26 protein-coding genes are annotated in these 23,723 nt (G+C 69.0%); 5 read left to right on the top strand and 21 right to left on the bottom strand.

Annotation, left to right across the window (positions count from 1 at the left end; translation table 11 throughout):
• Positions 1-45: 45 nt before the first annotated feature.
• The 3 genes from miaB to H1W00_RS09580 all read right to left on the bottom strand — a co-directional run bounded on the left by miaB (position 46) and on the right by H1W00_RS09580 (position 4,650).
• Positions 46-1,530, bottom strand: coding sequence for a tRNA (N6-isopentenyl adenosine(37)-C2)-methylthiotransferase MiaB (gene miaB, locus H1W00_RS09590; protein WP_181755498.1), 1,485 nt, complete (start codon positions 1,528-1,530; stop codon positions 46-48).
• A 64-nt stretch (positions 1,531-1,594) separates the two neighbouring features.
• Complete coding sequence (locus H1W00_RS09585) at positions 1,595-2,230, bottom strand: DUF305 domain-containing protein (RefSeq protein ID WP_181755497.1); 636 nt, start codon at positions 2,228-2,230, stop codon at positions 1,595-1,597.
• The gene (locus H1W00_RS09580; RefSeq protein WP_181755496.1) at positions 2,227-4,650 is read right to left on the bottom strand and encodes an Ig-like domain repeat protein; all 2,424 of its coding nucleotides are present in this window, start codon (positions 4,648-4,650) and stop codon (positions 2,227-2,229) included. The genes H1W00_RS09585 and H1W00_RS09580 overlap by 4 nt, the downstream gene beginning before the upstream one ends.
• Before the next feature lie 271 nt (positions 4,651-4,921).
• Between H1W00_RS09580 and H1W00_RS09575 the strand changes: the two genes are divergently transcribed.
• Genes H1W00_RS09575 through H1W00_RS09555 form a run of 5 tightly spaced genes read left to right on the top strand, consistent with a single transcriptional unit; the run spans position 4,922 to position 9,638 of the window.
• Positions 4,922-5,650, top strand: a complete 729-nt coding sequence (locus H1W00_RS09575; protein WP_181756231.1) for an amino acid ABC transporter ATP-binding protein — start codon at positions 4,922-4,924, stop codon at positions 5,648-5,650.
• Positions 5,651-5,687: 37 nt separating this feature from the next.
• Positions 5,688-6,575 (top strand): glutamate ABC transporter substrate-binding protein, encoded by an 888-nt coding sequence (locus tag H1W00_RS09570; protein ID WP_181755495.1) that lies wholly within the window; start codon positions 5,688-5,690, stop codon positions 6,573-6,575.
• 31 nt (positions 6,576-6,606) lie between these two features.
• Positions 6,607-7,263: an amino acid ABC transporter permease gene (locus H1W00_RS09565; RefSeq protein ID WP_338072867.1), complete on the top strand. Its 657-nt coding sequence runs from the start codon at positions 6,607-6,609 to the stop codon at positions 7,261-7,263.
• Positions 7,260-8,096: an amino acid ABC transporter permease gene (locus H1W00_RS09560; RefSeq protein WP_181755494.1), complete on the top strand. Its 837-nt coding sequence runs from the start codon at positions 7,260-7,262 to the stop codon at positions 8,094-8,096. The genes H1W00_RS09565 and H1W00_RS09560 overlap by 4 nt, the downstream gene beginning before the upstream one ends.
• A gap of 42 nt (positions 8,097-8,138) precedes the next feature.
• Positions 8,139-9,638, top strand: a complete 1,500-nt coding sequence (locus H1W00_RS09555) for an amidohydrolase family protein (protein WP_181755493.1) — start codon at positions 8,139-8,141, stop codon at positions 9,636-9,638.
• A 1-nt stretch (position 9,639) separates the two neighbouring features.
• Here the strand turns inward: H1W00_RS09555 and H1W00_RS09550 are convergent, their stop codons facing one another.
• The 18 genes from H1W00_RS09550 to H1W00_RS09465 form a co-directional block, all read right to left on the bottom strand.
• The gene (locus tag H1W00_RS09550; protein ID WP_181755492.1) at positions 9,640-10,098 is read right to left on the bottom strand and encodes a hotdog fold domain-containing protein; all 459 of its coding nucleotides are present in this window, start codon (positions 10,096-10,098) and stop codon (positions 9,640-9,642) included.
• Between the two features lie 10 nt (positions 10,099-10,108).
• On the bottom strand, positions 10,109-10,642 hold the full coding sequence (locus H1W00_RS09545; protein WP_181755491.1) for a GNAT family N-acetyltransferase: 534 nt from the start codon (positions 10,640-10,642) through the stop codon (positions 10,109-10,111).
• A gap of 25 nt (positions 10,643-10,667) precedes the next feature.
• Positions 10,668-11,186 (bottom strand): regulatory protein RecX, encoded by a 519-nt coding sequence (locus H1W00_RS09540; RefSeq protein ID WP_181755490.1) that lies wholly within the window; start codon positions 11,184-11,186, stop codon positions 10,668-10,670.
• On the bottom strand, positions 11,186-12,301 hold the full coding sequence (gene recA, locus H1W00_RS09535) for a recombinase RecA (protein ID WP_181755489.1): 1,116 nt from the start codon (positions 12,299-12,301) through the stop codon (positions 11,186-11,188). Before recA ends, H1W00_RS09540 begins: the two co-directional genes overlap by 1 nt.
• A 282-nt stretch (positions 12,302-12,583) precedes the next feature.
• Positions 12,584-13,132: a type 1 glutamine amidotransferase domain-containing protein gene (locus tag H1W00_RS09530; protein WP_181755488.1), complete on the bottom strand. Its 549-nt coding sequence runs from the start codon at positions 13,130-13,132 to the stop codon at positions 12,584-12,586.
• Positions 13,133-13,146: 14 nt separating this feature from the next.
• Positions 13,147-13,341, bottom strand: a complete 195-nt coding sequence (locus tag H1W00_RS09525; RefSeq protein WP_181755487.1) for a DUF3046 domain-containing protein — start codon at positions 13,339-13,341, stop codon at positions 13,147-13,149.
• Positions 13,338-13,634: a helix-turn-helix domain-containing protein gene (locus H1W00_RS09520; protein WP_181755486.1), complete on the bottom strand. Its 297-nt coding sequence runs from the start codon at positions 13,632-13,634 to the stop codon at positions 13,338-13,340. The genes H1W00_RS09525 and H1W00_RS09520 overlap by 4 nt, the downstream gene beginning before the upstream one ends.
• 5 nt (positions 13,635-13,639) lie before the next feature.
• A complete protein-coding gene (locus H1W00_RS09515; protein WP_181755485.1) occupies positions 13,640-14,155 on the bottom strand; it encodes a nicotinamide-nucleotide amidohydrolase family protein in 516 nt (171 codons plus the stop codon).
• Positions 14,152-14,787, bottom strand: coding sequence for a CDP-diacylglycerol--glycerol-3-phosphate 3-phosphatidyltransferase (gene pgsA / locus H1W00_RS09510; RefSeq protein ID WP_181755484.1), 636 nt, complete (start codon positions 14,785-14,787; stop codon positions 14,152-14,154). Before pgsA ends, H1W00_RS09515 begins: the two co-directional genes overlap by 4 nt.
• Before the next feature lie 15 nt (positions 14,788-14,802).
• The gene (locus H1W00_RS09505; RefSeq protein ID WP_206679994.1) at positions 14,803-15,171 is read right to left on the bottom strand and encodes a DUF2752 domain-containing protein; all 369 of its coding nucleotides are present in this window, start codon (positions 15,169-15,171) and stop codon (positions 14,803-14,805) included.
• A 74-nt stretch (positions 15,172-15,245) separates the two neighbouring features.
• Positions 15,246-15,566 (bottom strand): CD225/dispanin family protein, encoded by a 321-nt coding sequence (locus H1W00_RS09500; RefSeq protein ID WP_181755483.1) that lies wholly within the window; start codon positions 15,564-15,566, stop codon positions 15,246-15,248.
• Positions 15,567-15,758: 192 nt separating this feature from the next.
• Positions 15,759-16,331 (bottom strand): hypothetical protein, encoded by a 573-nt coding sequence (locus H1W00_RS09495; protein ID WP_181755482.1) that lies wholly within the window; start codon positions 16,329-16,331, stop codon positions 15,759-15,761.
• Entirely contained in the window at positions 16,328-16,849 is a 522-nt protein-coding gene (locus tag H1W00_RS09490; RefSeq protein WP_181755481.1) for a MauE/DoxX family redox-associated membrane protein, read from the bottom strand. Before H1W00_RS09490 ends, H1W00_RS09495 begins: the two co-directional genes overlap by 4 nt.
• On the bottom strand, positions 16,846-17,697 hold the full coding sequence (locus H1W00_RS09485; protein WP_181755480.1) for an SDH family Clp fold serine proteinase: 852 nt from the start codon (positions 17,695-17,697) through the stop codon (positions 16,846-16,848). Before H1W00_RS09485 ends, H1W00_RS09490 begins: the two co-directional genes overlap by 4 nt.
• The gene (locus H1W00_RS09480; protein WP_181755479.1) at positions 17,694-18,680 is read right to left on the bottom strand and encodes an ATP-grasp domain-containing protein; all 987 of its coding nucleotides are present in this window, start codon (positions 18,678-18,680) and stop codon (positions 17,694-17,696) included. The genes H1W00_RS09485 and H1W00_RS09480 overlap by 4 nt, the downstream gene beginning before the upstream one ends.
• 413 nt (positions 18,681-19,093) lie before the next feature.
• Positions 19,094-19,282, bottom strand: coding sequence for a hypothetical protein (locus H1W00_RS09475; RefSeq protein WP_181755478.1), 189 nt, complete (start codon positions 19,280-19,282; stop codon positions 19,094-19,096).
• Between the two features lie 37 nt (positions 19,283-19,319).
• A complete protein-coding gene (locus H1W00_RS09470; RefSeq protein WP_181755477.1) occupies positions 19,320-21,176 on the bottom strand; it encodes an ABC transporter ATP-binding protein in 1,857 nt (618 codons plus the stop codon).
• Positions 21,177-21,268: 92 nt separating this feature from the next.
• Positions 21,269-23,704: a DNA translocase FtsK 4TM domain-containing protein gene (locus H1W00_RS09465; RefSeq protein WP_181755476.1), complete on the bottom strand. Its 2,436-nt coding sequence runs from the start codon at positions 23,702-23,704 to the stop codon at positions 21,269-21,271.
• Positions 23,705-23,723: the final 19 nt, after the last annotated feature.

The following is a 23,723-nucleotide window of genomic DNA, read 5'->3' as shown; positions in this document are numbered from 1 at the left end:
GATTACCTCAAGATTTCGCGCGACCCGAACACCGGGCCCCGCGCCTCAGGCGGGAGCGCAGGCGGGCGCCGGCGGCAGCGGGGCGGGCACCCCGACCGACGGCATCCCCAGGCCCACCGAGCCGGGCGTGACGGAGGTGCGGCCCTGGCGGGCCTCCCAGGCATCGCCCGCGCGGGTGCGGCGCACCTCGATCGGCTCGCCATCGGCGACGAGGTGGTGCGGCGACGCCTTCGTCACCGTGGTCACGACCAGGTCGCCGGGGCGCACGGCGTGGCCGCCCGGGGCGAAGTGCACGAGTCGGTTGTCGCGGGCCCGGCCGCTCATCCGGTGGGTCTCGGCGTCCTTGCGACCGCCCGCCTGGGACTGGTCGGACACCAGCAGCTCGACGACGCGTCCCTCGAGGCGCTGGTTCTCCGACCAGGCGACCTCCGACACGAGTGCGGCGAGGCGCTCGTAGCGCTCCTGGACGACCGCCTTCGGCAGCTGGTCGGGCAGGTCGGCCGCGGGCGTCCCCGGACGCTGCGAGTACTGGAACGTGAAGGCGCTCGTGAACCGCGCCTTGCGGACGACGTCCATCGTCTCGAGGAAGTCCTCCTCGGTCTCGCCCGGGAAGCCCACGATGATGTCGGTGGTGATGGAGGCCTCGGGCATCGCCGCGCGGACACGGTCGAGGATGCCCAGGAAGCGCTCCTTGCGGTACGAGCGGCGCATCGCCTTGAGGATGCGGTCGGAGCCCGACTGCAGCGGCATGTGCAGCTGCGGCATGACGTTGGGCGTCTCGGCCATGGCCGTGATCACGTCGTCGGAGAACGCGGCCGGGTGCGGCGAGGTGAAGCGCACCCGCTCCAGTCCCTCGATCTGCCCGCAGGCGCGCAGCAGCTTGGAGAAGGCCTCGCGGTCGCCGAACTCGACGCCGTAGCTGTTGACGTTCTGGCCCAGCAGCGTGACCTCGACGACGCCCTCGGCCACGAGTGCCTCGATCTCGGCGAGGATGTCGCCCGGGCGGCGGTCGCGCTCCTTGCCGCGCAGGGCCGGGACGATGCAGAACGTGCACGTGTTGTTGCAGCCCACGCTGATCGAGACCCACGCCGCGAACACGGAGTCACGCTTCGTGGGCAGGGTCGACGGGAAGACCTCGAGCGACTCGAGGATCTCGACCTGGGACTCCTCGGCGATGCGGGCGCGCTCCAGCAGCACCGGCAGCGAGCCGATGTTGTGGGTGCCGAAGACGACGTCCACCCACGGCGCCCGCGTGGTGATGGTGTCCTTGTCCTTCTGCGCCAGGCAGCCACCCACGGCCACCTGCATGCCCGGCTTCTTCGCCTTGAGGCTCGCGACGTGGCCGAGGTTGCCGTACAGCTTGTTGTCGGCGTTCTCGCGCACCGCGCAGGTGTTGAAGACCACGAGGTCCGGGGTCTCCCCCGACGGCGCCGCGGCGTAACCGGCGGTCTCGAGCAGGCCCGACAGCCGCTCGCTGTCGTGCACGTTCATCTGGCAGCCGTACGTACGGACTTCATAGGTCTTCGTCATGACCGTCCCATGGTACGTGGGCCCCGGCGCCCGACCGGGCCGGCCGCTCGTGCGGCCGGCCGGGTCAGAGCGTCTGCTGGATCTGCTGGAGCCGGGTGATCTCGGCGGACTGCGACGCGGCGACGTCCGCGGCGAAGCCCCGGTTCGTCGTGTCGATGCCGTCGCTCAGTGCCTGGTCCGCCATCGCGAGCGCGCCCTCGTGGTGGGCGATCATGCGGCGGACGAAGAGCCGGTCGAACGCGGCGCCGCGGGCGGCGGCCAGCTCGTCCATCTGCTCGGGCGTGAGCATGCCCTCCATGTGGGTGGCGTGATCGCCCGTCGCCGTCAGCGACGCCTTCGGCAGGTCTCGGGTCTCGAGCCAGCCCTGGAGGACGTCGATCTCGCCCTTCTGGGTGTCGCCGATCCGCTGCGCGAACCCAGCGACCGCGGGATCCTTCGCGTGCTTCGCCGCCAGGGCCGCCATCTCCACGGCCTGCTGGTGGTGCGGCACCATCATCTCGACGAACTCGCGGTCGACCTCGTTGTACTCGTCCTGCGGGGCCTCGAGATCGTCCGGGTCGACCGTGCGGCTCGACTCCCCCACCTTGCCGGGCACGTTGACGACCGGACCGTCCTTCTTCTCCTCCCCCGAGCACGCCGCGGCCACGGTGAGCGTCAGGACGACGCCCACCGTGGCCACAGCTCGACGGACCAAGGTCACCTGGTGACCTTGATCGTCACCTTGATGCTCTCGGGAGCCACCGAGGCACTGCCGCCGTAGGCGACGTTGGCCCGGTAGGTGCCGGCCTTCAGCCGCGGCAGCTTGACCGTCGCCTTGCCGTTCTTCAGCATCGCGCCGGCCTTCTTGCCACCCACGGTGACGGTGATCTTGCCGGTCGGCGTAGTGCCGGTGGCGGTGACCTTCACGGTGAGCTTGCCGCCCTTGAGCGCCTTGACCTTCGTGACCGAGGCCGCCTTGACCTTCGCCGTGGCCTTGGCCACCCGGAAGGTGACGACCGAGGACGTTGAGGCCTCGGTGCCGGCCGAGGCCGGCACGAACGTCGCCCGCAGCGCGTGACTGCCGACCGGCAGGTCGCGCGGCAGCCTCACGCTGGCCTTGCCACCGGACACCTTGACGCCCTTCGCGATGACCGTGCCACCGCGGGTGAACGTCACCGTGCCCTCGGCACCCTCACCCGTGACCGTGGCGGTCAGCGTGGCGGGGGTCGAACCGAACACCTGCGAGGCCGGGCTGACGGACAACGTCGTCGTGGTGCCGACGGCGGTCAGCTCCAGCGATGCGGCGTACAGCGCCTCGTCGAGCGCGGCGTCACCACGGACGACGAACCGCTTGGTGCCTGGAGCCTCCGAGGCCTTGACCGACACGGTCAGCGAGATGGAGCCATCGGCGTCGGCGCGGCCCGAGGCCACGACCTTCGCGTCGGCACCGGTGCTCCAGACGTCCACGTACTCGCCGTCGTCGAACGTGCCGGCGGGAACCGAGACCGTGAAGTCGCGGTCGGTGCCGGCGCGGGCGCTCTCCGGCGTGACCGTCGCGGCCGGGAGGTCACCGAACGACGGGACGACCGGGGCGGTCTTCCAGTCCCAGGTGATGGGCTCCTGCGTCGCGGGGTTGCGGACGTCCTGGCGGTGACGGACGGCGTCGGCGAACTCGTCGCCCTTGAGCTTCAGCACGTCGAAGCCACGACCGATCTCCGAGCCGTACAGGTAGCCGTTGTGGCTGTAGACGGCCCAGTAGCCGCTGAGGGAGATGGGGCCGCTCTCGCCGAGCTGGCCACGATCGAAGTAGCCGATCTCCTTGGGCTTGGTGGCCTCGGTGAAGTCGATCAGCGACGCGCCGCCCTGGTACCAGCCCTGGATCATGACGTCACGGTCCGGGAGCTGGACGAGGTTGCCCTCGTGGCCCACGCAGTTCTCGCGGACCGACTGACGGCGCGGGATCTTGAAGTAGCTGCGCAGCGTCAGCTCGTCGCCCTCGCGGGTGTAGATCGCGTTGGCGCCGCGGTACTGCGGGGTGCCGGGCACGCAGGTGGCCGAGGAGCCGCCGCCGAGCTCGTCCTGGAAGACGACCTTGCTCGCGTTGTCGCTGAACTGGGCCGTGTGCCAGAAGGCGTAGTTCTCGTCACGGACGCGCTCGGTGACCGCGGGGTTCAGCGGGTCAGAGATGTCGACCATGACGCCGTCACCCAGGCACGCCGCGGCCAGCAGATCCTTCGCCGGGTAGGCGGTCAGGTCGTGGCAGCCGTTCGTGACCGAGGTGTTGGCGCCTCCGTCGACGCGGTCGGCCGCGGTGAACGCGGGGTTCTCCGCGTCCCACAGCGAGACCTCCTTGGCGATGTGCGCGCCGGCCGGATCGTCGAGGTCGACCTCGATGATCTCGAGCTGCTGGTGAGGAGGCTTGCAGTAGTACGCCGTGGCGGAGACGTCGTACGCGGCGTTGTACAGGTACACGCTGCCGTCGTCGCCCGGCTTGGGGACGAGGGTGTGGGTGTGCGAGCCGCAGCGGGTCTTCACGTTGCCCACGTACTGGGGCGAGGCCGGGTTGCTGATGTCGAAGATGCGGATGCCCTCCCACGCGGCGGCGTTCGAGGACGGGACGACGGCCGCGCCGCACTCCGAGCCGTTGCGCGGCTGGTCGACCGAGAAGAACAGCAGGTCGCCGGCGATCGAGAGGTCGCCCTGGTAGCCGGGGCAGATGGTGTTCGACACGACCTGCGGGGACTCGGGATCGCTGATGTCGTACGCCACGAAGCCGTTGTAGCTGCCCTGGTAGACGTAGTCGCCCTTGAACGCCAGATTCGACATCGTCGCTTGGCCCTCCTGCAGCGGGACGGAGGCGACCTTCTCGACGTTCTCGGTGGACTCCTCCTCACCGGAAGCGAGCGGGGCCCGGGAGAAGTCCATCGGGACGAACGGCACGCCGCCGGGAGCGATGGAGCCGTTGCTCTCGTCCTCGGCGGTGACGTCGGCGCTGGCGCTGCCGTCACCGAGGATGCGAGCCTGCTCGCGCGTTTCGGGAACGAGTGGGTCGGCGGCGACGGCCGGCGCCGCGAGGGCACCGAGGCCCAGCGCGACGAGGGCTGCCGCGCTGAGGGTGCGGCGAAGGTGTACGGATCTCAAGGGAAGTCCTCACGACAGGGATCGAACGTGACGTACGTCTCGTACGCCCGTTGGGGCTGATGTTAGAAGAGTTTTGTTGCCCCGTTGCTACGGGGGGACGGCCAAACTTCATTTCAGAGCGGATTCCAGAGAAAATTGGCGCTGAGCCCTCATCACCCGGAGGGGACGTCGGTTGCGATCCGGTTGCGGTGACCCACGGCGCGAGTTCAACGCTTGCGCGCGAGGTGGCGCTGCGGTTGGGTAAGGCGACATGGGAGTCAGCACGGAGCCGATGGTCCACATGACCGGCGTCCAGAAGTGGTTCGGCGACTTGCACGTGCTGCAGGACATCGACTTCGACGTCGCCCCGGGCGAGGTCGTCGTGGTGATCGGACCGTCAGGCTCGGGCAAGTCGACCCTGTGCCGCGCCATCAACCGCCTCGAGCCGATCAACGAGGGCGACATCTCGATCGACGGCGTCCCGCTGCCCGAGGAGGGCAAGGCGCTCGCCCGGCTGCGTGCCGAGGTCGGCATGGTGTTCCAGTCGTTCAACCTGTTCAGCCACAAGACCGTGCTCGAGAACGTCACGCTGGGCCCGATCAAGGTGCTGCGCAAGCCCAAGGCCGAGGCCGAGCAGCGCGCCCGTGAGCTCCTCGACCGCGTCGGGGTCGGCTCGCAGGCCGGCAAGCTGCCGGCCCAGCTGTCGGGCGGCCAGCAGCAGCGCGTCGCGATCGCCCGGGCGCTGGCGATGGATCCCAAGGTCATGCTGTTCGACGAGCCCACCTCCGCACTCGATCCGGAGATGATCAAGGAGGTGCTCGACACCATGGTCGACCTCGCCAGGGGCGGTATGACGATGGTCGTAGTCACCCACGAGATGGGGTTCGCGCGCACCGCCGCCGACCGGGTCGTCTTCATGGCCGACGGGCGCATCGTCGAGGAGAACACTCCCGACGAGTTCTTCACCAACCCGCAGAGCGATCGCGCCAAGGACTTCCTCGGCAAGATCCTCAAGCACTGATTTCACCACGCATGATCCCGAAGGGGGAGGACGAAACATGAAAGCACGAAGGACACGGTTCGCGGCCGTCCTGGCCGCCGGCCTGTTGGCACTGAGCGCCTGCGGCGACGCCGGCAACAGCGATGACGAGGGCTCGGGCCCGGACGTCGAGGTCGAGGACCAGGAGTTCGAGGCCGGCACCCGCATGGCCGAGCTCCAGGAGTCCGGCACCGTCAAGATCGGCGTCAAGTACGACCAGCCCGGTGTGGGATTCAAGACGGCCACCGCGGACACGCCGAGCGGCTTCGACCCCGAGATCGGCAAGATCCTCGCGGCGAAGCTCGGCATCGACGCCGACGACATCGAGTGGGTCGAGTCCGTCTCGGCCAACCGCGAGCCGTTCCTGCAGAACGGCACGGTCGACTTCGTCATCGCCTCGTACTCGATCACCGACGACCGCCGCAAGGTCGTCGGCCAGGCAGGCCCGTACTACGTCACGGGTCAGAGCCTGCTGGTCGCCAAGGACGACGACTCGATCAACGGCCCGGACGACCTGAAGGGCAAGAAGGTCTGCTCGGTCACCGGGTCCACGTCGATCAAGACGGTCGAGGAGGAGTACGGCGCCACGCCGGCCGGCTTCGACACCTACTCCGAGTGCGTCACGCAGCTGGAGAACGGCTCGGTCGACGCCGTCACCACCGACGCCGCGATCCTGCTGGGCTACGCCGCGGAGAACCCCGACAAGCTGAAGGTCGTCGGCGAGCCGTTCTCCGAGGAGCGCTACGGCATCGGCTACAGCAAGGACAGCCCCGAGCTGTGCGAGTTCATCAACGAGAGCCTGACGTCCGCCTTCGAGGACGGCACGTGGGCCGATGCGTTCGACGCGACCCTCGGCAAGGGCGGTGCCGACGCGGGTGACCCGCCGGCGCTGGACGAGTGCGCCTGACGTGACCGACCGACGACGAGGGTGGTGAGACGTGGACTTCTCGTTCTTGCAGGACAGCTGGGAGCTGCTCCTCAAGGGCTTCTGGGTCACGCTGCGGGTCTTCCTGGCCAGCGGTCTCATCGCCCTCGTCCTCGGCACGATCATCGCCGTGGCCCGGGTCAGCCCGGTCCCGGCGATGCGCGTCGTCGGAACCGCGTACGTCACGCTGTTCCGGAACACTCCCCTGCTCCTGCTGCTGTTCATCACCTACTACGGCCTGCCGGCGATGGGGATCGACTTCGGCTTCTTCTGGAACGTCTCGCTGGCGGCCGGGATCTACACCGCCGCGTTCGTCTGTGAGGCGCTGCGGTCGGGCATCAACGGCGTGCCGATGGGCCAGGCCGAGGCCGCGCGTGCGGTGGGCATGCCCTTCACCTTGACGATGACCCAGGTGATCCTCCCCCAGGCGTTCCGACTGGTCGTCCCGCCGATGGCCAGCGTCTTCATCGCGCTGGTCAAGAACACCTCGCTCGTCGCCGCACTCGGCCTGGCGGACGTCGCGTTCCGCCTCCAGGGTCTGCTGCGCGACTACCCGAGCTCGCGGACCGCGGCGTTCCTCACGATCGCGGCGATGTACATCAGCATCGTCGCGGCGATCTCCCTGCTCGCCTCCTGGGCCGAGCGACGCTGGAAGGTGGTCGCCCGATGAGCACCCTGCTGTTCGACGTTCCCGGACCCCGCGCCCGTCGACGCAACCGGATCCTCTCGGTGGTGACGGTCGTCGTGGTCGCGGCCTTCCTCGGCTTCGTCCTGTGGCGCTTCGCGTCCACGGGCCAGTTCGCGGCCGATCTGTGGGAGGTCTTCGTCACCCCGGCCTACGTGGAGTTCATCCTCGAGGGCCTCTACTACACGCTCCTGGCAGCCGTGATGGCGATCGCCGGCGCCCTCCTGTTCGGCGTACTGTTCGGCATCGGCAAGCTGTCGGACCATGCGTGGGTCCGGGTGCCGTGCTGGGTCGTGGTGGAGTTCTTCCGCGCGGTCCCCTTGGTCATCCTCATCACCTACCTGTGGGCGCTCTACCGGTTCCAGATCGAGCTGCTCGCACCACTCGTGATCGGCCTGATCCTCTACAACGGCTCGGTCCTCGCCGAGACGGTCCGAGCCGGCATCAATGCCGTGCCGAAGGGCCAGGTCGAGGCCGCGTACGCCTTGGGCATGCGCAAGAACGCCGTGATGCGCATCGTCCAGCTCCCCCAGGCGATCAAGATCATGACGCCGGCGATCATCAGCCAGTGCATCGTGGCGCTGAAGGACACGTCGCTCGGCTACATCATCGTCGCTCCCGGCCTGACGTACGCCGGACGCCAGATCTGGCGTGAGTTCGACAACCACCTCCAGGTCGCGCTGGTGCTCGGCGCCATCTACATCGTGCTCAACCTGGGCCTCGAGCAGCTCGGTCGGTTCGCCCAGCGACGTCTCACCGAGTCGCGCACCGTGGACGCCCACGCGGCCGAGGACAGCGCCGTGCTGGCTTCGCGCTGACCCGGGGCTCACCTCACCGGGACCGCGGGTCAGAATGCTGCCGTGACACCTGTCTTCTGGCGCGACGTGCGCCTCGTCCCGGTGCGCTCGGCGGCCCCGAGCGGGCGAGTCTCGCTGCGGATCGCCGACGGCACGATCGTGGCCGTGGGACCCGACCTGCGCCCCGAGCCCGGCGACCGGGTCGTCGAGGCCGACGGGCGCTGGGCGATTCCCGGGCTGTGGGACCAGCACGTGCACTTCACCCAATGGGCACAGACGCGGACGCGCCTCGACGTCTCCTCGGCCGAGGACCCCTCCGAGGCGGTGAAGATCATCCGCAGGCACCTGCCCTCGGTGCCCGACGGCGACTGGCTCTTCGCCTTCGGGTTCCGGCTGGCCGACTGGACGCGGGAGCCGACCGTCGCCGAGCTCGACGCCGTAACGGGCGACCGACCCGTTGTCGTCACGAGCGGGGACGCCCACACGGGCTGGCTGAACTCGGCCGCGCTCACGGCACTCGGCGCGCCGCTCACCGACGAGCCGCTCACGGAGGCGCCGTGGTTCGCGCTGATGGCCGACGTGGTGCAGCGCAACGCCGTGCAGGACGGCGGCCAGTCCGTCGCCGACGCGATGGCGGCCGCGGCGGCGCGCGGCGTCGTGGGCGTCGTGGACTTCGAGTGGGCCGAGCCCCTGTCCACGTGGCGCGAGCGGCTGTCGCAGGGCCTCGACGCCCTCTGGGTGCGCTCGGCGGTCTATCCCGAGTACCTCGACGCCATGATCGCTGCGGGCCTGCGCACCGGGTCGTCCGTGGCGCCGGACGGACCCGTCACCGTCGGGCCGCTGAAGATCATCTCCGACGGGTCCCTGAACACCCGCACGGCGTACTGCCACGAGCCCTACGGGGGCGGATCCGACCGCGGCGTCCAGAACCACGACCGGGCCGACCTCATCGAGCTGCTCACTCGCGCCCGGTCGGCCGGCTTCCGCGCCGCGGTGCACGCGATCGGTGACGCCGCCGCCCACGAGGCGCTGGCCGCGTTCCGCGCGACCGGGGTCGGCGGCAGCATCGAGCACGCCCAGCTGCTGACCCGGCACGACATCGAGCAGCTGGCTGAGCTCGGCGTCCGCGCGAGCGTCCAGCCCGCCCACCTCCTCGACGACCGCGACGTCACCGAGCGGCTCTGGGCCGATCGCGCGGATCGCTGCTTCCCGTGGCGGAGGCTGCTCGACGCGGGCGTGGACCTCGTCTTCGGCTCTGACGCGCCCGTCGCTCCCCTCGACCCCTGGATCGCCATGGCAGCGGCCGTGCACCGCTCGGCGGACGAACGGTCCCCGTGGAACCCGGCCGAGGCCATTACCGCCGCCGAGGCGCTCGCTGCCAGCGTGGACGGCGCCGACACCCTGGCCGTGGGTCAGCGGGCCGACCTCGTGCTGCTTGACCGCGACCCGCTCGAGGCGCGTGGCGACTCGGCCGCCGTCGCGGCCCACCTGCGGGCCGTGCAGGTCGAGGCCACCGTGCGAGCGGGGCGGTTCACGCACGCCTCGGCGAGCCTCAGGCCCTGAGTCACTTCCGGGGTGTCACCCACAGGTGGATCGTGCCCTCGACCGTCACCGTGCCGTCCGCGCGCGTGGCCCGGACGGAGATGGGCACCTCCGGACCGCCCGACCAGTCGGCCGGGTTGCTGTCGGCGGTGCAGACGAGGTCGGAGTCGGACTTGGCGAGGTACCGGACCTCCATGCCCTTCGGCAGCCACCGGTGGTCCGGCGGGCAGGTCGCCTCGGCGAGCAGGCCCATCGCCGCCTCGAGGCCGTTGCACGCCGCGATCGCGTGGACCGTGCCGATGTGGTTCTTCGTGGAGCGGCGCAGCGGCACCACGACCTCGCCGTGGTGGGGCGCCATCTCGACGACGCGCAGGTGGGCGCTGGCGAAGTATGGCGCGGCCCGGGTGAAGAAGGCGCCGAACACGGCGCGACCCTTCGGGAGGGCCGAGAGCTGGCGGTACACCGCGTAGGTCGAGGGCATGGCGGCCATGTTACTCGACAGTAGGCTCGAAGAGACGTCGCTGGGCCGTGCACACCACGTCGGCCCACGGCGCGCCCTCGGGCTGGATCCACAGCCCGGCCACGAAGCCGCACTTGGCCAGCACCCGGATCGAGCGGTGGTTGCGAGCGTCGGGAGCGGCGAGGAAGCGGGGTGCGTCGGGATACTCGGGCACCAGCACGTCGCGACAGAAGCTCCGGATCATCTCGGTGCCCAGTCCTCGGTCGACGAGGTCCGGATCTCCGATCAGGTAGTCGAACGCGACCGCCTCGGGGTCCTGGCAGCGCACCGTGAGGTCGTCGTCGGACGCGACCACGAAGCTCTGCAGGTAGCCGACCGGCACTCCCCCGAGCTCGGCGATCCACCTCCGTACCGGGTCCACACCGGTCGGCCGAGGGACGAGGCGTCGACGCGCGTGCTCGACGTCGACAAGCGCCTCGGGGAACCAGGTCAGGACGTGCGGCTCGTTGCGCCATGACACGACCGCCCCCAGATCGGCCTCGACCAGGGGGCGGAACGCGAACACGCTGACAGACTAGGGCGCGGCCGAACTACGTGGACTCGATCGCCACGTGATCGCCGTCGAGCTCGGCGCGGACCACGTCGAAGGCCACCTGCGGCGCGTAGCCCTTGCGGGCGAGCATCGCGGTGAGACGACGGACCTGGACGGACTGGTCGAGCCCCTGCACGGATCGCAGCTTGCGCTGGACCAGCAGGTGCGCGGCCCGGCGCTCGGCATCGGGGTCGACGTCGTCCAGGACCAGGTCGATGACCTCGGAGGCCACGCCCTTGCGCTGCAGCTCCATCCGCAGGACGGAGCGGGCCAGCCCCTTGGCGCGACTGCGCTGCTCGACCCACGTGCGGGCGAACCGCTCGTCGTCGACCAGCCCCTCGGACTCGAGCTGGTCGACCACGACGATGGCCACGTCCTCGGGGAACCTGCGACGCGCGAGCGCGTCGAGCAACTCACCGCGGCTGCGGTCGCGCGCGGCCAGACGATCCATCGCGATCGTCCGGCCCGCGACGATGACCGCCCGCGGATCCGTGTCCGGATCCGTGGGGTCGATCATCAGAAGTCAGCGGCCGAGAGGTCGCCCGCCAGATCGTCGACCACGGCCGCCGGATCCGCGGCCGGCTCGTCGACCTTCGCCCCGACACCGAGGTGCTCCTTGATGCGCTTCTCGATTTCGTCGGCGAGGTCGGGGTTGTCGCGCAGGAAGTTGCGGGCGTTCTCCTTGCCCTGGCCGAGCTGGTCGCCCTCGTAGGTGTACCAGGCGCCGGCCTTGCGGACGAAGCCCGCGTCGACGCCGAGATCGATCAGGCTGCCCTCGCGGCTGATCCCCTGGCCGTACATGATGTCGAACTCGGCCTGCTTGAACGGCGGCGCGACCTTGTTCTTGACGACCTTGACGCGGGTGCGGTTGCCGACCATGTCGGTGCCGTCCTTGAGCGTCTCGATCCGCCGCACGTCGAGGCGCACGGAGGCGTAGAACTTCAGCGCCTTGCCGCCCGTGGTGGTCTCGGGGCTGCCGAACATCACGCCGATCTTCTCGCGCAGCTGGTTGATGAAGATCGCCGTCGTGCCCGAGCCGTTGATGGCACCGGTCATCTTGCGCAGGGCCTGGCTCATCAGGCGGGCCTGCAGGCCGACGTGGCTGTCGCCCATCTCACCGTCGATCTCGGCGCGGGGCACGAGGGCGGCGACCGAGTCGATCACGATGATGTCGAGCGCGCCGGAGCGGATCAGCATGTCGGCGATCTCGAGGGCCTGCTCGCCGGAGTCGGGCTGGGACACCAGCAGCGCGTCGGTGTCGACACCCAGCTTGCGGGCGTACTCGGGGTCCAGCGCGTGCTCGGCGTCGATGAACGCCGCCACTCCGCCGGCCTTCTGTGCGTTGGCCACCGCGTGCAGGGCGACCGTGGTCTTGCCCGAGGACTCCGGCCCGTAGATCTCGACCACGCGGCCGCGCGGCAGTCCGCCGATGCCCAGCGCGACGTCGAGCGAGACGGCGCCGGTGGGGATGACCTCGATCGGGGCGCGGGCCTGGTCGCCCAGGCGCATCACGGCACCCTTGCCGTACGAGCGGTCGATCTGGGCCAAGGCGTTCTCGATCGCCTTGTCCTTGTTGGCTCGCTCCTTGGCGATGTCCCTGTTCGAGGGGGTGGTGCTGCTCTTGGAAGCCATGCTGCGTCCTTCGTGTCGTCGACCGCTCTGGTCGGGGTGGCGGGCCATCTTCGACGGTAGGCGGACCCACTGACATTAGTGAGCCTCGTCGACTCGCCTGTGGATGAACGCCCGACCTGACCGTCGGCCTGTGGAACGAGCCTAGGCCGAACACCTGTTCGACGGAAGCACGACACGCCGAACAGCGCCCACGGACCGGCCCCAACGAGATGTGCTCCACGTTCCACGTTCGCACAAGGCTCGAAGGTGGGATGCGGAGCACATCTCGGGGCGGGCGGATCCCTACGCGGTCAGCGCCTTGCCGATCGCGTCGACGAAGGCGGGCAGGTCGTCGGGCTTGCGACTCGTGATCAGGTTCCGGTCGACCACCACCGTCTCGTCCACCCAGTCGCCGCCGGCGTTGCTGACGTCGACCGAGAGGCTCGGGAAGCTGGTGAGCCGGCGGCCCTCGACGAGTCCGGCGGACACGAGCAGCCACGGCGCGTGACAGATCGCCGCCACCGGGAGTCCGGACTCCAGGGCCGCGGAGACGATGCCCTGGGCCTTCTCGTCGGTGCGCAGGTGGTCGGCGTTGACCGTGCCCCCGGGCAGCACGATCACGTCGGGCCACTGCTGGTCGAAGCTGTCGAGGGTGCCGTCCACGCGCACGGAGATCGTCTGCTCGGTGTCCCCCTGCATCGCCTGCAGCGAGCCATCGTGGGGCGCGAAGATCCGCACGTCCGCCCCGGCCGCCTCCAGCTCGTCACGCGGCGTCGTGAGTTCCGATTCCTCGAAGTGGTCGGTCGCAATGATCGCGACACGCTTGCCTGTCAGGTCGGGAAGATTGCTCATCCCACGACGCTAACTCAACGCTCGCGGGCCGGCAGTTCGAGCGTGGCGTGCACGGCGCGCCAGACCCGCTGGGGATCCACGCCGGCGTCGAGCGCCTCGGCCGGGGTGCGGCCGTCGAGCGCCGTGATGGCCTGCTGGCGCGCCCACGAGGCGGCATAGGACGCCCCCAGGGCAGCCTCCATGCGCTGCCAGAACTCGCTGTGCCTCACGCCGCGGAGGCCCGGGCCTCGTCGCGTGCGATGGACGAGACCGTGGCCAGGTCGGCGGCCTCCTCGAGCTCGAGGAGCGAGCTGACGTCGAGCAGCACCTTGCTCAGCGGGACCTCGAGCGCCTGCGCCAGGGCGGCGAGCAGCTCGGAGCTGGCCTCCTTCTGGCCGCGCTCGACCTCGGAGATGTAGCCCAGGCTGATGCGGGCGCGCTCGGAGACGTCGCGCAGGGTCAGGCCCTCGGCGAGACGACGTGCCCGGAGCACGTCACCGATGAGTTCACGCATCGCGGTCATCGCCATCACCTTCCCTTGCCTGCATCAACGTTCGTGGAGCCGTTGTTCTTCCCCAGCCTATAGTGCAGGTCCGCCAGGACGGCGTGGACCGCCGAACGTCGGACATCGTCACGATCGCCGGAGAGGTCGAGTCGCCGCGACGTGACGCCGTCGGGGCCCGCGACGGCGACGAAGACCGTGCCCGCGGGCCGGTCCTCGGCGGGGCCGGGGCCGGCGACCCCCGTGGTGCCGAGACCCCACGTCGCGTCGAGGCGGGTGCGGGCCCCGACGGCCAGCTGCTCGGCGACCGGCGCGTTCACGGTGCCGTGCGAGGCGATCAGGTCGGGCGCCACGCCGAGCAGGGCCGACTTCACGTCGGGCTGGTAGGCCACGACGCCGCCGCGGACGACCCACGACGCACCCGGCACCTCGACGAGCGTGGCGCACACCAGGCCCCCCGTGAGCGACTCGGCGGTGGCCACGGTGTGCCCTGCCGAGCGCAGGTCGGCCACGAGTGCCGCGACGTCGACCCGCTCGCTCACCGCGAGGCGCCGCCTGCGGGAGTCTGCGCCGCCAGCCGGCGGGCGTCGAGGACGTACTGCACGCCTGTCACGAGGGCGAGGACCAGCGCGGCGGCCATCACGACGTGGGTCAGCGCGAGCATCACGGTGGGAACCGGGCCGTCCCAGATCTCGAACGGCAGGCAGTAGCCCGCGATCGCCACGGACTGCAGGACGGTCTTGAGCTTGCCGCCGCGTCCTGCCGGCATGACGAACCCGCGACGGACCATGACCACGCGCATCACCGTGATGCCCCACTCGCGCACGAGCATGAGGACGACCGCGATCCAGAAGACCGTGCCCCACGGCTGGTCGGTGAAGATGATCGCCAGTCCGATGAACGCCATCCCTGTCAGCGCCTTGTCGGCGATCGGGTCGGCCATCTTGCCGAAGTCGGTGATCAGGTTGTGCTTGCGGGCGATGTCGCCGTCGATCTTGTCGGTGGCCATGAGCACGACGAACGCGGCCCACGCGGCGATCCGGTAGCCGATGGACTCGCCCCCGTCGTGGAGCAGCAGCCAGCCGAAGACCGGGACACCCAGGATGCGGATGACCGTGAGGACGTTCGGGACGTTCAGGTTGCTCGGCTTGTCGGCCGGGCGAGACGAGTCCATGGGGCTCAGTATGGCTCAGGCAGGTGAGAGCCAGGTCCAGCCGGGCACGTTGCGCGCCACCCAGTAGGCCAGCACGACGCCCAGCAGCGCCCAGATCCAGGCGGCCGGGATGCGGCTGGGGTGCCACGCACGGCGGCCCAGCAGGCGCAGGCCCCACGCAACCCAGGCGACCAGCACCGCCGGGAGCAGCAGCACGGCCAGCGGGTTGCGGTCCCACGCCGTGATCAGGTCCCCGCGGGTGAGCGCGTGGACGGCGCGCAGACTGCCGCAGCCGGGACAGTAGAGGCCCGAGACGGCCAGGAATGGACACGTCGGGTAGTGCCCGGGCTCCTCGGGCGAGACGGCCGCGAGCACGGCCGTGGCGGCCAGCCCGGCGACGGTCACCCCCGCGAACGTCAGAGCCCCGCGCCGCCGGACGGATCCGGCGGGCGCGGGGCGCTGGTGGCTGTCGATCGAGATCAGAGGCTCGACGTCGACGTGGTGTCGCCGTTGGCGACCACGAGGAAGATCACGATCAAGTAGATGACGAGAGCCACGAAGAAGGCGATGACGGACCAGATGGCCCACTGCTTCGCCTTCCGCGAGGACTCCTGCGCACCGGCGAGGTCACCAGCGGCGAACTTGCCGTTGACCTGCGCCGCGTAGACGATCGAGACGACGCCGAGCGGCAGGCAGCAGAAGATCGTCGTGAGGATGGCCCACACGAGGTTGTTCGGCGGCGGCGTCGCTCCGCCGTAGGGCCCCGAGGACGGAGGCGGCGGAGGTGCGTTGTAGGTCATGCAGCGTTCCCTTTCGCGTCACCGTTCACCCCCGAGGGTGAACGCGTTGGTCCGTCGAGCCTAGTGCTGACCGACGCGAATGCACGGACGAACCGCCGTGGACCGCCGTTGGCCTCAGGCAGCCCCGTGGCATGAGGGATCACTCATCGCCAGGTCGTGGCTTCACGCAGCGTGCGAGACGATGCCGCGAGCTCACCGCGGACGCTCCATCTCGTCCAGCGCGACGCTTTCGCCGTTCCGAGCCCTGTCGACGATTCCCCGCGCGAACCGCTGCCAGGCCCGTCCCCCGTACTCTCCGCTCACGATGACGCGGGCGTCCCTGACGTGTATGAACGCCGGCGTGAGCTGTCGTGAGTTCAACTGCGCCCAGACGGGGTGGCCATCAGCGACAGCATGCACCGAGACGCTCGGAGCGATGTCGTGGATCTGACTCCGGAGCGAGATCAACTGCGCTTCCCCTTCCGCCTCTGCCACCACCGCCACGTTGAGCCCTTGATCACCGGCCAACTCCACCCACCGCGGGAGCTGCCGGATCGCCAACCCGCACACCGGGCAGCCGAAGGACAGATAGAGCAGTACAGACTCTTGGCCGTCGATACCCAGCTCCCTCGATGCCTGCTCTCCGAGTGTCGTACCGGCCGGACAGAGCACGAATTCCTCATCCTTGGACCGTCCCTTCGCTACCGCTCCGAGCCGGGAGTGGAGGCGAAGGAACAGAATGAGATTGATCACACAGGCCATCGCGAGCCACGCGTCGTAACTCATGCGACCACGTCCTTCCTCTGGCTTTCGTCCTCGAATACCTGCGCCCATGCCCAGAAGAGAAGCACGAAGTAGGCGGCGATCAGGACCTTGGTGGCGAGTTCGCGTCGGAGATCCAGAACCCCGCCGTTCGCGACCAAGTACGCACCGTATGCAGCAATCGCCAAGAGCAACGCGTTGCGGACCACGGTTGGCCAGCCGATCCGGCGAGCACTCTGACCGAAGCACATGCAGGTCCTTTCGCGCCCCGAGATCACGATGAACGCCGTGTAGGCGAGGAAGGCCCCGAAGAGCAGGGAGGCCGAGACCAGTCCAGCGACGCGAAGCGGAGAGAGCAGCATCAGGGCGATCGCCGTCTCCACGACGATGAGCGCGGCGTTCAATCTCGTCGCTACGTGGGGTCGCAGGGCGAAGGAACCTTCGAGAGACGCGCTGGTCCGCGCGAAGTTGGCAGCCTTTCCCACGCCCGAGCACAGCAGAACGCCAGCGGAGATGAGAACCGGCACCTCGGTCGTGATCACGTGGACGAACCGGACGCGTTCGGCGTGACCCAGGCCAACGCGCCGTCGGGAAGGACGACCTTCTCGACCAGCGGGCCATCCACCCCCACGATTCGTGCGAGCACTCGGCCGCGATCCACGCCTTCGCTCTCAGACGAGGAGACGACTTCGGGCGCCACGATCGTCTTGCAAATCGCCTCGACTTCCACGCTCATGTTGAGCACGTCCAATCCGATCTCACGCGCCTCCCGGCGATCGATCGCATGCAAGTGACTTCCGAAGGCGTTGACCAACTCGTTCGCCACCTTGCTCGCCTCAGCCGACGGCAGCAGGTGGCGACCACGCGAGAGCAGGCTCTCGACAGCCCCCACGACCTCGGCTTCCGAACGGTAGAGCTGGGTCAGGACGATCGGGTTGAGGCGCTGGAACAGCGCCTGAACAGCTGCTTCCGACCCGGGGAACCACGTGCATTCCGCCTCACGGAGTCGACGCACGTCCTCGGCAGCAACGTCGTAGCTGACACCGTTGGGAAGGGTCGCGGACAGACTCGGGTCGACCGGGCTGAGGCATCCGACCTCTGACAGCTGAATCTCGTCCGCACCAAGCGCGGCGATCGTGCCGGCAGAGGTGGCCGCGGTGGGAATCAGGGCTCGAATGTGCTCGGGTTTGCCTTCCAGATATCGAGCCAGCCGTCGTCCCGCGTCGACAGACCCGCCGTCGATCCCGAGGATCACGTCCGTCTCACGGCCGGGAGGGAGGAACATGTCGATCACGGGGACGTCGTTCGCCGTCAGCTGAGCGCTCCAGAAGTAGAGCGCATGCCGACCGGTCTCGACGGCAAGCGGTTTCGTTGTCCTCGGATCGCTCATGACGCCTCGGCCATCAGGTGTCTGGCGAATGGTCCAGCGACCCGCTCGAGGTCGTCGTCATCCATGAAGAGGAACTGACCATCCGGGTTCAGGTCGAGGAAGACGTACTCCGAACCGGTCACAGCGAAGTCCAACGTGGCGACTCGCAGACCGAAGTGATCAAGAAGTGCCACGCACCTCGCGGCGATCTCGTCGGGCAAGTCATGCGGAGCTCTCGGAATGACGTCTCCCCTCACTCGGAAATCAACGATGGACCTCGCGTCGGTCTGCGAGTGGAATTCGGTAGCCACCGCGCGGCCCCCGAACACCGTCACCCGGACGTCATATTCCTTCGGAACGAAGCGCTGGAGAATCCCGGGAGCCACTTGCAGACCCGAAAGATCCTGACTGGGTGACAGCAATTTCGTGGAGAAGTCGAAGCTTCGTGACTCTCCGCTCGGCTGCTGTCGGGCCACGCATTCCGGGCATTCGGAGAACGCTCCGACCACTCCGCCGAGCGTCTTGTAGACGGTCGACCCCTCCTCGAGGAACAGACCAGCGATCTCCGGCTGATTGGTCACGAGCGAGTCTGCTGTCGTCAGGCCCACACGCGCGGCTGCCAACGTGTGGCTGACCTTGTTCCCAGCCACTCGCTCAGCCTCGGGCGAGTTGAACCAGGTGGCGTTCTCGATCAACGACAGGAAGCCGGCCACGGCGTGATTCGTCTCGTTCTTCACGAAGCCCCTCTGCACCAGGTCCTCGATGTCTTCGGCGTCCGCACCTCGGGGCCGTCGGCGCCAGACCACCCGCACGTGCTCGGACTTGACGACGCCCTCATCCGTCGTTAGTTCGGCGACCCCTTGGGTGCCGGACAACATCACGCGCAGGTCTGCGTCTCGGGCTTCCGCCGGGTCGAAGACGGCGAAGTCGCAGAAACTCGAACGTCGAAGCTTGTCCACGACCACGCAGACATGCGGATCCTCGCGGTCGCCCAGAATGAGCAACGTGGGAGGGGACGGTGTCATACTCCGCAAATCGTCGCGGCATCCCAAGCGAGGCGCTTGTACCGGATCAACACCCCGCCCACGCGCACTCCCTGAGCCTTGGTGCAACCCCACCCAGCTTCCGCGCCCGACTCCGCGATCCACGACGAGTCCATCGTGCCGTCGATCTCATCGGCGTCACGAGCCAGATCGAAACCCAATGCGTCCATCTCAAGTCCCCCCGAATCCGTATGAATTGCCCCGCACACTACAAGCAAGTCATTGAGGCGTCCATCCCCTCCGGCACGTCGGCGAGCCGTCAACGTCGACAGCAGCGAACGGCGAGTCGGGTCGCGGGAATCGACAACGCGGCGACCGTGAGCTGACGCGCAACTCGCGGTCGCCGCAATGCGCGAACGCTCAGGACTCCATCATCAGCCGCCGCAGAAGGTCGCGACATCGAAGGCAAGGCGCCGGTAGTAGAGGGTGACACCCCAGCGAGTCACGCCGAATCTGGTGCAGCCCCACCCTGCTTCAGCTCCGGACTCAGCAATCCATGACGCGTCGTCCTCGCTCTCGGTCCCTTCATCGTTCACGGCCAGGTCGAATCCCAGTGCGTCCATTCCATGCCCCCCAGATCGGATTGAATTGACCCGCACATTACAAGGAGGACCTTGGCGCGTCCATCCTTCGCGCGAGTTCGCGCGGGCCTGAGGAACGCTCGTTCAAGCGGGCGTACAGGTCGTCGCTCCGGAGAAGCTCCTCGTGCGTCCCTACGGACACCACCCTGCCCGCGTCGATGAGGACGATCTTCTCGGCCGAGGACATCGCCATGGGGCGATGCGTGACGAGAATGCACGTCTTCCCGGGCACCTCGGCCAGGGCACTCAGTATCTCCGCCTCGTTGGTCGCATCCACTCCGCTCGTCGGCTCGTCCAGCAGTACCACCGGGCGGTCGGACAGGAGCGCGCGGGCAACGACCAGACGCTGCTTCTCGCCCCCCGACAACTGCAACCCGTGCTCCCCCACCGCAGTGTCCAGTCCATTCGCAGATCGAAGGCGTGCGCCGAGTCCGAGGCGAGTGAGGACCTCCCAGGTGCGCTCCCGCTCCACGCTGTCCGTCCTCTGACCGAGCGTGAGATTCTGCCTCACGGTGCCCGCCAGGATCTCCGCGTTCTGACCGACGAACGCGATCTGGGACCGAACTGCGGCGGGATCGAGGTCGGCGATGTCCTCGCCGTCCATGGTGATCCTGCCGCGGCTGGGATCGACGAATCTCATGAGCAACGCGAGGATGGTCGACTTCCCGGACCCCGACGGACCCACCAGTGCGGTGACGCCACCGGGACCGGCGTCGAAGCTGATGCCGTCGAGCGCCAGCTGATCCCCATAGGTGAAATCGACCGAGCCAAGGACGAGGCGGGGACCAACCGCGCGATCGGAGGCCCGGGGGGGATGCGTGATGGACTCGCGAGGAGACGCGTTCCTCGTCGATCGGCTGTCGAGATCGCTCTCGTCGGGCAACCTCTCGATCTGGGCCAGACGCAGCAACGCCGCGCCAGCCACCTGAAGCTCGAGCACGGTCCCAACGAGCTGGTTGAAGGGCGCGATGACCATGAAGGTCAGGAGCATGAAGGCAGCCAAGTCGGAGACGGAGATCTCTCCCAGCTCCACCCGGCTGCCGCCGACCGCGACCACGGCGATGATGCAACCGTGCATCACGAGACCCGTCACCGGCCACAGAACGGACTCGACGCCAGCGATCCTCGTGCCACGCTTTCGAGCATCCCCGATCAAGGCACTCATGCGGGCAACCAGCTGCTGCTCCTGGCCCCAGGCTCTCACCGTCTGGATACCGCTCACCGACCGCTCGTACTCCGCGCCCAGGGTCCCGACTGACTGTTGGACGACAATCGCCTGACTTCGGATCTGCCGGGAGGCGAGCGTAGCGGAGACCAGAGCGACCACGGTTCCGAGCAAGACGATCAGTGACAGGACGGGGTCCAGCACGACCATCATGGTCAGAGCACCCACCAGCACCAACGCGTTCCCGGGCACATCGAGCACTCCGCCCGCCAACACACCGCGGACCATGCTCGCGTCCGTGGTGAGCCGGGTGACGAGGTCACCGATCCGCGCGTCACTGTAGGCAGGCATGCGCAGGCGCACGGACTTCTGCACCAGGGACAATCTGAGGTCGGCAACGAGCCGCTCAGCCTCCCGCGACACCACGAACTGCTGGATGGCGTCGAAGCAGGCCGCGACGAGAGCCACTCCCGCGAGCACCAGCACGAGCCGGAGTGCCTCGGGTTCGTGTAGGGAGTCGAGGATTCGCTTCAGGAGGTACGGCTGCGCGAGACTCACCGCGCTGCCCGCGACACCGAGGGCGAGGGCAAGGGTCAAAGGACCACGACGTGAGCGAAATATCGATGCGAGATGGTGCCGCACCAAGGCGTGCTGACCCAGCCTGAATGTCGCCTCGTCCTGCGGATCCAGGTCCGCGTCCGGCACCTCCATGCCCTCGCTGCTGGCCGCAGGCCGCATACGTCCCCCGAACTCTCCATCGCCAGCGTCGACGATTTCTTGAAGAGTATAGGGGCGCTTTCGACTCAGCCGACCTGGATGCTGGCCAACACGTCGGCCAGGTCGTCCGGCTTGACCAGCACGTCGCGGGCCTTGGAGCCCTCGCTCGGACCGACCACGCCGCGGCTCTCCAGGATGTCCATGAGCCGGCCCGCCTTGGCGAAGCCGACCCGCAGCTTGCGCTGCAGCATCGAGGTCGAGCCGAACTGCGTGTTCACGACGAGCTCGACGGCCTGGAGCACGAGGTCCATGTCGTCGCCGATGTCGTCGTCCAGCTCGCGCTTGGCCTGCTGGGGAGCGGTGACGTCGTCGCGGTACGACGGCTGCAGCTGCTCCTTGCAGTGGGTGACGATCGTCTCGATCTCGGCCTCGGTGATCCAGGCGCCCTGCATGCGCATCGTCTTGTTCGCGCCCATGGGCAGGAACAGCCCGTCGCCCTGGCCCACGAGCTTCTCGGCGCCGGGCTGGTCGAGGATGACGCGGCTGTCGGCCAGCGAGCTGGTGGCGAACGCCAGGCGGCTCGGCACGTTGGCCTTGATCAGGCCCGTCACGACGTCGACGCTCGGTCGCTGGGTAGCGAGCACCAGGTGGATGCCCGCCGCGCGGGCCAGCTGCGTGATGCGCACGATCGAGTCCTCGACGTCGCGCGGGGCGACCATCATGAGGTCGGCGAGCTCGTCGACGACGACGAGCAGGTACGGGTAAGGCGTGAGCACCCGCTCGCTGCCGGGGGGCGCCTGCACCTTGCCCGAGACGACGGCCTTGTTGAAGTCGTCGATGTGGCGGTAGCCGAAGTTGGCGAGGTCGTCGTAGCGCAGGTCCATCTCGCGCACGACCCAGGCCAGCGCCTCGGCGGCCTTCTTCGGGTTGGTGATGATCGGCGTGATGAGGTGCGGGATGCCCTCGTAGGCGTTCAGCTCGACCCGCTTGGGGTCGACCAGGATCATGCGCACCTCGTCGGGCGTGGACCGCATGAGGATCGAGGAGATCATCGAGTTCACGAAGCTGGACTTGCCCGAGCCGGTGGCGCCGGCGACGAGCAGGTGGGGCATCTTCGCGAGGTTGGCCACGACGTAGCCGCCCTCGACGTCCTTGCCCAGGCCGATCACCATCGGGTGGTGGTCACTGCGGGCCTTGTTCGACCGCAGGACGTCGCCGAGGGAGACCATCTCCTTGTCGACGTTGGGGATCTCGACGCCGATCGCGCTCTTGCCCGGGATCGGCGACAGGATGCGCACCTCGTTGGAGGCCACGGCGTAGGCGATGTTCTTGCTCAGTGCCGTGACCTTCTCCACCTTCACCGCGGGGCCGAGCTCGACCTCGTAGCGGGTGACCGTCGGGCCACGCGTGTAGCCGGTGACGGTGGCGTCGATCTGGAACTGCTCGAGCACCTCGGTGAGGCGGCCGACGACCTCGTCCGAAGCCGCGGAGCGCGCCTTGGGCGGGGTGCCCTCCTTCAGGGCGCTCGGCTCGGGGAGCGTGTAGACGATGTCGCCCGAGAGCGCGAGCTGCTCGGCGCGGACGGGCAGCGGCTCGAGCGGACGCGGATCGGGCTGCGGCTCGGGCTCGGAGAGCACCGGGACGGGCGGCGGGACGGTGACGGGCACCTGCCGGTCGTCGTCCGGGCCGGCCACGAGCGGGGTCTCGAACGGCTCGTCGGCCAGCGGCATCGTGCGCGGGTGGCGCTTCTTGACCGGCTCGGGAGCGGCCTCGGGCTCGGGCTGCTTGTCGCGGCCGAGGGCACGGTTCACGACGGAGCGCACGCGGTCGGGGACGGCGTACAGCGGGGTCGCGGTGACGACGAGGACGCCGAAGACGACGACGAGCACCAGGATCGGGGCGACGACCCACCCGGTCTTGAGCAGGTCGACGAGGATCGCCGAGAACAGGAAGCCGACCGCTCCCCCGGCCTCGGACATGTCGGGGTCGCTGGGGCGCGGGGTGCCGTGGGCGAGGTGCACGAGGCCGAGGACGCCGCCGACGATGGCTCCCCAGCCGATCGCCTGGCGACCGGCCGGACCGTTGCGGTCGGGGTGGCGCAGGGTGCGCCAGGCGACGACGGCCAGCAGGATCGGGACGGCCCAGGCCAGCACGCCGACCGAGCCCGTGGTGACACGGCGCACGCCGGCACCGAGGCCGCCGGTGACGTCCCACCAGACCGCGGCGGCCGTGACCAGGGCGAGCGCGACCAGCGCGAGGCCGACCCCGTCGCGACGCTGCTCGGCGTCGAGCTCCTTCGCACCGTGGCCGATGCTGCGGGCGATCGCGCCCACGACACCGGCGAGTCCCAGCCAGAAGGCGGTGGACGCGCGCATGATGCCGTGCAGGGCAGCACTGAGTGGACCAGGACCCGTGCGGGGGGCCGGCTTGCGCGCAGGTGTCGGCTTGCGCGCCGCGGGCTTCTTGCGGGCCTGGCTGCCGGACGGCCGCTTGCGCGGCGGGGAAGACGTTCGGGTCGCCATGATCGCAAGGCTAAACCAG

The organism is Aeromicrobium phoceense (assembly GCF_013868155.1).
GTDB classification, from domain to species: domain Bacteria; phylum Actinomycetota; class Actinomycetes; order Propionibacteriales; family Nocardioidaceae; genus Aeromicrobium; species Aeromicrobium phoceense.
The sequence above is the reverse complement of the archived record's forward strand: the minus strand, read 5'-3'. Positions and strand labels throughout refer to the sequence as shown.